The following is a 6,784-nucleotide window of genomic DNA, read 5'->3' as shown; positions in this document are numbered from 1 at the left end:
CATCCTGACCTTCCCAAAGGGAAGGAACCTATAGGCAAATGACGAGCTAAGAATAAAACAAGGAATAAAACCAAAAGCCGTGTTGACAATGCTACAGAGAGTGTAGTTGTCAACACGGCTTATTGTTTGTTCCCGAATGGTCTGATAACCGATTTCGGATTATCCCAAATCACGATGATTGGGTTATCCCCCACTGGCATCATGGAGTGTCCCGACATGCCAGTTGGGGGATGATGGATTCAGTATTACTTCTCAGGAATTTCCTCGAGAGTCTTCACGAGCAGATCCCAGAACATAGGAACTGTAGGAATCAGGCAACGCTCGTTCTGAGTATGTGGTGAACGGAGTGTCGGACCGAATGAGCAGATATCAAGACCTGGATATTTGTTCAGGATCATGCTGCACTCCAGACCTGCATGTACCACCTGTACTGTAGGCTCCTTGTTGAAGAGTTTGCGGTAGATGCCACACATCTCCTTGATCAGCTCGCTGTCTGGGTTTGGATCCCAGCCGCCATACTCGCCGCTGAACACCACCTTCATGCCTGCCATATTCAAGCAGCTCTCGATAGAAGCGCCGATCTCTGCCTTCACGCTATCGCTTGAGCTGCGTGCCAGGAACTTGAATGCCACGCTGCCACCCTCGATGTTGATGATAGCGAAGTTTGATGATGTCTCCACGATTCCAGGGATAGACGGGATGTAGCGCCATACGCCGTTGTGAACGGCATAGATAGCGTCAACGATGTTGTCCTGTATCTCCTGTGGCATCTGTGTTGCAGGCAGCTCCACATCCTCTACCACTACGTCGATACCGTCCTCTATACCCTTATATTCAGCGATGAAATCCTCCTTGAAGTCAGCGCAGAGAGCCATGAAGTCTTCCTTGTTCTCCTTAGGCATTGTGAGCACTGCCGTAGCCTCAAAAGGAATGGCGTTACGCATGTTTCCTCCGTGCCATGTAGCCAGACGGGCCTCGTCGTCGGTGATTGCCTCGCGAACGATGCGCACGAGCATCTTGTTGGCGTTTCCTCTGCCCAGACCGATTTCCAGACCAGAGTGTCCACCCTTCAAGCCCTTCACGGTCACTGCAACGGCGATGTCGGTCTTGTCGGTCTCCACCTCTTTGTAGTCGAGAGTTGCTGTGATGTCCACACCACCGGCACTACCGATGATGAGCTCGCCCTCGTCCTCTGTGTCGAGGTTCAGGAGGATTGTTCCCTCGAGTTCGCCCTCTGGCAGGCCGGTAACACCAAACATGCCTGTCTCTTCATCAGCGGTGATGAGAGCCTCCAGCGGACCGTGCTTCAGCGTGTTGTCCTCCATGATTGCCATGATGGCAGCCACTCCCATACCGTTGTCGGCGCCGAGCGTAGTGCCCTTTGCTCTTACCCACTCACCGTCGATCCATGTCTCGATAGGATCGGTCTCGAAGTTGTGAGTGCTCTTGAGATCCTTCTGTGGCACCATGTCCATGTGGGCCTGCAGAATGGCTGTCTTGCGGTTTTCCATACCAGCGGATGCCGGTTTGCGCATCACGATGTTTCCGGCTGCATCCTGGAATGCCTCCACACCAACACGTTTTGCAAACTCAAGCAAGAACTTTTGCACTTTCTCCAAATGTCCTGATGGGCGTGGCACTTTTGTCAGCTCATCGAAGTTTCTCCAGATGCACTCTGGCTTCAGGTTTCTGATTTCACTCATAGTATTTAAAGTTTAGGCTCCTCCGGCATCGCATTCTTCGTGCGGAGAAGCGTGGTTGTAAAAAAAAGTCGGTTTCGTTATCTCTGCGCCATACTGTCCGTTCCCTCCCTTTCCACTATTTCCGAGATGGCTTGCGGACGGGCTTTCAGCATTATCATAGCCCACACTCCGAGCAGCACCACGAGCATCGTCTGTATGGTGTGCACGATGAGCACAAACGAGAGTGCCTCGTCTGCCGTGATGGCATTGGGACCGAGGGCTGCCGAACCATACAGCAGCAGCATCGTCTTCACGGCGAAATGCCATGGTCCGGCTCCGTTTGGCGTGGGCACTATCACCGCTATGCTTCCCACCACGAAGGTGGCGAGGGCACACGTCACTCCCATGACCGAGGTGAAGCCGAAGCAGAAGAACGTGAGATAGTAGTGCAGGAAGTAGCTCACCCATATTCCGAGCGTGAGCACGATGAACAACGGTATGTTCTTCACGCTCTTCAGCGAGAGCATTCCCTGCCAGATGCCACTGAGCGTTGCCTTCACCTTATTATATATCGACAGGCGTTTGAGCAGGAAATGGAGCAACACCAACACTGCCACGGCGCAAATCGCCGTCACCACATATCCTGTGGCAGAGAATTTTGCCAGTATGCCGTCGATGCTCGTTCCGGTGCTCAGAAAGAAGCTCTCGAAGATACTCATCTGCGCCAGCAGCGTCACTCCCGTCACTATCATCACGAGCAGCGTGTCGATGGCTCGCTCCGTGACCACCGTCCCCAAAGCTTTCGGAAACGACACTCCGTCGCATTTCTTCAACACTCCGCAGCGTGTAAACTCGCCCACCCGGGGTATCACGAGACTTGCGGCGTATGACAGGAAGATGGCGTTGACGCATGTGGAGAGGCGTGGCTTCTCGCCCACCGGCTCCAGGGTCTGCTTCCATCTTATGCCTCTGAAGAGCTGTGCCGTGATACCGAACGGCAGCGACAGCAGCATCCATGTCCAGTCCATGTCGTGTAGCATCACTTTCTCTATGCGTTTGAAGTCGAAGTCGCGATACATCCAATAAAGTATCACTCCTCCGAGCAACACGGGCAGCACGAATTTCAGAGCTACATTGCTTATCTTTGTTCTTTTCACTTATATTCTCTTTCCTTTGACATTGCAAAGATAAACTAAATCGTGAGCAATACAAAATAATTTATTTATTTTAAGTCCAAACCTGTCATAACACCGTCTATTACCGTTTGCGGGTAAATTACGAAGTTTCGCTCATCTTGTTCTTAAGAAACCGGTCAAACGTGATAATCAACACAGGGAATCTGCGTTACAGCAGCTGTATCTCATACGCCTTACTTTATTAATAGAATATCACCAACAAACCTAAAAAAATTACTATTTATCGACAAAAAGGATAATATATGTAAAATTTTAGCATTTTTCTTGCAGTATATCCAAAATAATCATTACTTTTGCAATACGAAAACGCACACAATATACGAAACTAATAACAATAAAAACGAAAAGATATGAGAAAGACTTTACTAACAATGGTTGCGATGATGGCAACAAGCAGTGCGATGATGGCACAGAATGGGATAACTGAAATTCCTGATCCAGAAGGTGTAGAGCTCCTGGGCACAACATTGTCTCCAAACGGCAAATTCTTTGGCGGTGTGGGATTTGGCGTCAACGAGGCATGGATATACGATATGGAAAGCAAGAAGTTTGTGGCTTTCCCTGCCGCTGACGCAGAAGCAGACGTACAGATCAAGTCTATGGCCGACAATGGCGTGGCTGTGGGATGGAACGGTCCTGCAGCAACATTCGATTTCGCCACAGAGCAGTGCACTCAGTTCGGCGAGAACGGACAGTATAATTTCATGGGTATCAGTCCGAACGGAAAACTGATTGTTGGTGCTCACTACGACGGTGATGACTTCGAGGGAACACCTTGTATCTTCAACGAGGGCACTCCGGTAGACCTGCCGCAGCCTTCTGACAAGTTCCTCGGCGCTACCAGTTCCGGTGCTACTGCCCTGTCGGTTTCCAACGACTCCATAATATCCGGATATTGGGTTGATGATATGGCTACGCGTCCTGCCCTGCTGTGGGCTCCAAACCGCGACGGAAAGACATTTATGCCTTATCCTTTCTCCCGTCCGTATTTTGCGGCTACAACGGAATCTAAATTGCCATTCACAATATTCAGCTGCGACCAGACTGTGATGAGTGCCAACGGAAAATACCTGGTGATAAACTACGAGCAGTATACCGGTGGGTGGGAATCCATCCAGAGCGTGGCACGCTACAACACGGAGAACGACTCTCTGGAATTATTCACTCCTAATGCCGAAGACGAGATGTTCGTAAATTCAGGAAGCCAGGTGTTTGGCTCCGCCGTTTCTGACGAAGGCACAATCATCGGATTCTATGGCGGACTCTACGGACCGCGTCTGGGATTCATCTGGAAGAAGGGCGACGAAAGCATCAAGGCGCTCGCCTCTGAATTCCCTAAGGCTACTCTCCTTGCCGACTACGACAACGGTGCATTCAACGTTCCTGCTGCCATCTCTGCCGACGGTCGCTACATCGCCGGATTCGCATACAAAGAGGGCGAGACTTCTGATGAGCTCGGCGGCGGATATGTGTCTTGGGTTCTCGACACTCAGTATGACGACACCGACGCCGTGGAGTCTGCACCATCTGCCGACGCTGCAAACAAGGTTGTGGCTCGTTTCACTGCCGACGGAAAGCAGGTTCAGAAGGACGCCAAAGTGCGTGGCTTCAATATGATGCTCATGAGAAACGGAAAGGCTATCAAATCTTTCAACAGATAACGACAGCCGCCATATCGCGGAATGACTGATTTTCCCGGATATGGCAGCAGCCGAAAAACAATACGAGGGGCGGACTCACAGACGGGGTCCGCTCTTTTTTTTAATTGATTGTCTTGTGATTTCACACAAATTACGCTATCTTTGCCTTGAAGAAGAAAACAAACGAAAATACAAGACAATGAGAACATCGAGATTCCTACCCCTATTCATAATAGCAGCAGCGATATTCACCATCACGGCAGCATGCTCATCCGACAAGAAAAGCGACGACAAACCTGCTGTGGTGAAAGACGAGCGCATACCCGGCGACTCCACATTCTACGGACTTGCCTGCGAGGGATGCACCGACTCCGTAAGGGTAGTGCTGCCTACCGACGACAGCGACCCCATAACGTTCAGCATCATCGACGCCATGCAGTCCCGACAGGTGTTCGGCAGACCGAAGATCGGCGACCAGCTCGCCATCGTAATAAACAAGGAGGACAAGAGGAAGGCGGACATCGTGATAGACCTCGATGAGCTGAAGGGCACATGGGTGTATCAGGTAATGCCGAAACTGCGCAAGATGCCCCACATCGCCGGTATGCCGCAGCCAAAAGCCGGTCCGGAACGCGACTCCATGATACAGAAGCTGATGGTACCGATAGAACAGGGATTCAAAATCAAGAAGCAGTTCACGATGGATCCCGTGGGACTGCGTTTCAAGCAGACGAGTCTGACGGGCGAGAGCCCCGTGGAATATCCACAGGCGGAATACTACAAGGAGTGGCATGTGCTCAACGGCAGACTGGTGTTCACCGAGGGAACGATAGACACCGGCAACAAGAAGCGTCGCAAACTGAAACCTCAGAAAGACACCGTGGAGATTGTACTCATGATGAAAGACAGTCTGCAGCTGAAATTCAAAGACGGCATAAGGGCATACTACCGCAAGAAGTAACGGCAGACTGCCGCAAGCACACCGACAGGAGCACCATTAAGCCAGTTTCTTCCGCAGCCACATGCCGAAGAAGCGGTCATAAACAATGTATGCCTCCCCGTAGCGATATACAAACTCACGGCTGACCAATGTCTTGAGAGCAAGACTCACACTGCTTGCCGCCGGAAGACGGTATTTTGCCAAGAACTCCTGCGACATCACCGATGCCACCTTCCCCTCACAGGCTATGGCTGTCAGGAGAGCAGACTGGTTGTCGGTGAGCGACTCATAATAGTTTATGAAAGCCACTTCCTGCTCATCCACCAGTTCGTCTATTACCACCTTCACCTCTTCTCTCGTTATCGGTCTGCCGTTCTGATACAGACGGTTCAATATGTCCTGCACATACCATGTCTGCCCGTCAACACAATCATACAGATACCCGAACACCTCATCATCGACAGACAACCCCTTCTTCGCCATCCACCGATTTGCAAAAGCCTGATATTCCAGCCTGTCGATAAGCGGCAGCAACACCATCTGCGAACTCTGATAAAACGGGCGCTTGGCTGACAGGAACATATCCGTCATCACATGCTGCTTGCTGCCGGCAAAGATGAAATACACATTCGGCAGAAACTGTATGTATGATCTCAATAGCGCCTCTGCCCTACCCTCCGGATATTCTGCTATCTGCTGAAACTCGTCTATGGCGATATAGATACGCTTTTCCGATAGTCGCAGATAATCAAAAATCTGTTTCAGCGACTCTTCCCTCTGGTTGGGCTGCACGGTAATGGAAAACGTAGGAATACCCGTCAGCTCATCAAACGACATTGTCGGCTTGTAGCTGGCGAAAAATGCGTTTATCTTTCGCATTGCCGACTGTGAGAACGTGTCTACCTTTCCAATCACCGTCTTTCCCAAGAGCTGCACGAACTGCTCCATGCTCCGTGTGGCATTGATGTCCATATAAAAACATTTCACAGCGGAATCCGCATCCTGTATGTTCTCAAACACATGATGTATAAGTCCCGTCTTGCCGATACGCCGTGGCGACATCAACACTACGTTGCGCTCATTTTCCAGAGCTTCCACGATGGTCTTCGCTTCTTTCTTGCGGTCGCAGAAGTATTCCGCTCCCTTATATCCATATATCACGAAGGGGTTATTCAGTCGTTCCATAGCGCTTTACAGTCATTACATGTTTTATGTTACATATTTTATGTAATGCAAAGATACATCTTTCGTCAGACTGTTGCAAGTAAAAGCCAAACGATTTTTCTTCGAGATTAACCCCCAAACGGTCATTAGGCCGTTTAACCC

At 50.3% G+C, this 6,784-nt stretch carries 5 protein-coding genes; 2 read left to right on the top strand and 3 right to left on the bottom strand.

What is annotated here, in order from left to right; all coding sequences use genetic code 11:
• Positions 1-245 precede the first annotated feature (245 nt).
• The gene (locus QVO99_RS08725) at positions 246-1,703 is read right to left on the bottom strand and encodes an aminoacyl-histidine dipeptidase (RefSeq protein WP_022317225.1); all 1,458 of its coding nucleotides are present in this window, start codon (positions 1,701-1,703) and stop codon (positions 246-248) included.
• A 77-nt stretch (positions 1,704-1,780) separates the two neighbouring features.
• Positions 1,781-2,839: a lysylphosphatidylglycerol synthase transmembrane domain-containing protein gene (locus QVO99_RS08720; protein ID WP_022317224.1), complete on the bottom strand. Its 1,059-nt coding sequence runs from the start codon at positions 2,837-2,839 to the stop codon at positions 1,781-1,783.
• 389 nt (positions 2,840-3,228) lie between these two features.
• Between QVO99_RS08720 and QVO99_RS08715 the strand changes: the two genes are divergently transcribed.
• Both QVO99_RS08715 and QVO99_RS08710 read left to right on the top strand, forming a co-directional pair.
• Entirely contained in the window at positions 3,229-4,539 is a 1,311-nt protein-coding gene (locus QVO99_RS08715; protein ID WP_022317223.1) for a hypothetical protein, read from the top strand.
• A 178-nt stretch (positions 4,540-4,717) separates the two neighbouring features.
• Positions 4,718-5,479 carry a hypothetical protein gene (locus QVO99_RS08710; RefSeq protein ID WP_022317222.1) on the top strand — a complete coding sequence of 254 codons (762 nt, stop codon included), beginning with the start codon at positions 4,718-4,720 and terminating at the stop codon, positions 5,477-5,479.
• A 36-nt stretch (positions 5,480-5,515) separates the two neighbouring features.
• Here QVO99_RS08710 and QVO99_RS08705 read toward each other — a convergent pair whose 3' ends face one another.
• The gene (locus QVO99_RS08705) at positions 5,516-6,643 is read right to left on the bottom strand and encodes an AAA family ATPase (RefSeq protein WP_022317221.1); all 1,128 of its coding nucleotides are present in this window, start codon (positions 6,641-6,643) and stop codon (positions 5,516-5,518) included.
• Between the last annotated feature and the right edge of the window lie 141 nt (positions 6,644-6,784).

This window comes from Prevotella sp. CAG:592, from assembly GCF_000436015.1.
Taxonomy (GTDB): Bacteria; Bacteroidota; Bacteroidia; order Bacteroidales; family Bacteroidaceae; genus Prevotella; species Prevotella pectinovora.
This window is presented reverse-complemented; position numbering and strand designations above follow the sequence as displayed.

Coding starts and splice junctions, on each gene's coding strand:
- QVO99_RS08725 (WP_022317225.1), bottom strand. CDS start 1,703: ATGAGTGAAATCAGAAACCTGAAGCCAGAGTGCATCTGGAGAAACTTC.
- QVO99_RS08715 (WP_022317223.1), top strand. CDS start 3,229: ATGAGAAAGACTTTACTAACAATGGTTGCGATGATGGCAACAAGCAGT.
- QVO99_RS08710 (WP_022317222.1), top strand. CDS start 4,718: ATGAGAACATCGAGATTCCTACCCCTATTCATAATAGCAGCAGCGATA.
- QVO99_RS08705 (WP_022317221.1), bottom strand. CDS start 6,643: ATGGAACGACTGAATAACCCCTTCGTGATATATGGATATAAGGGAGCG.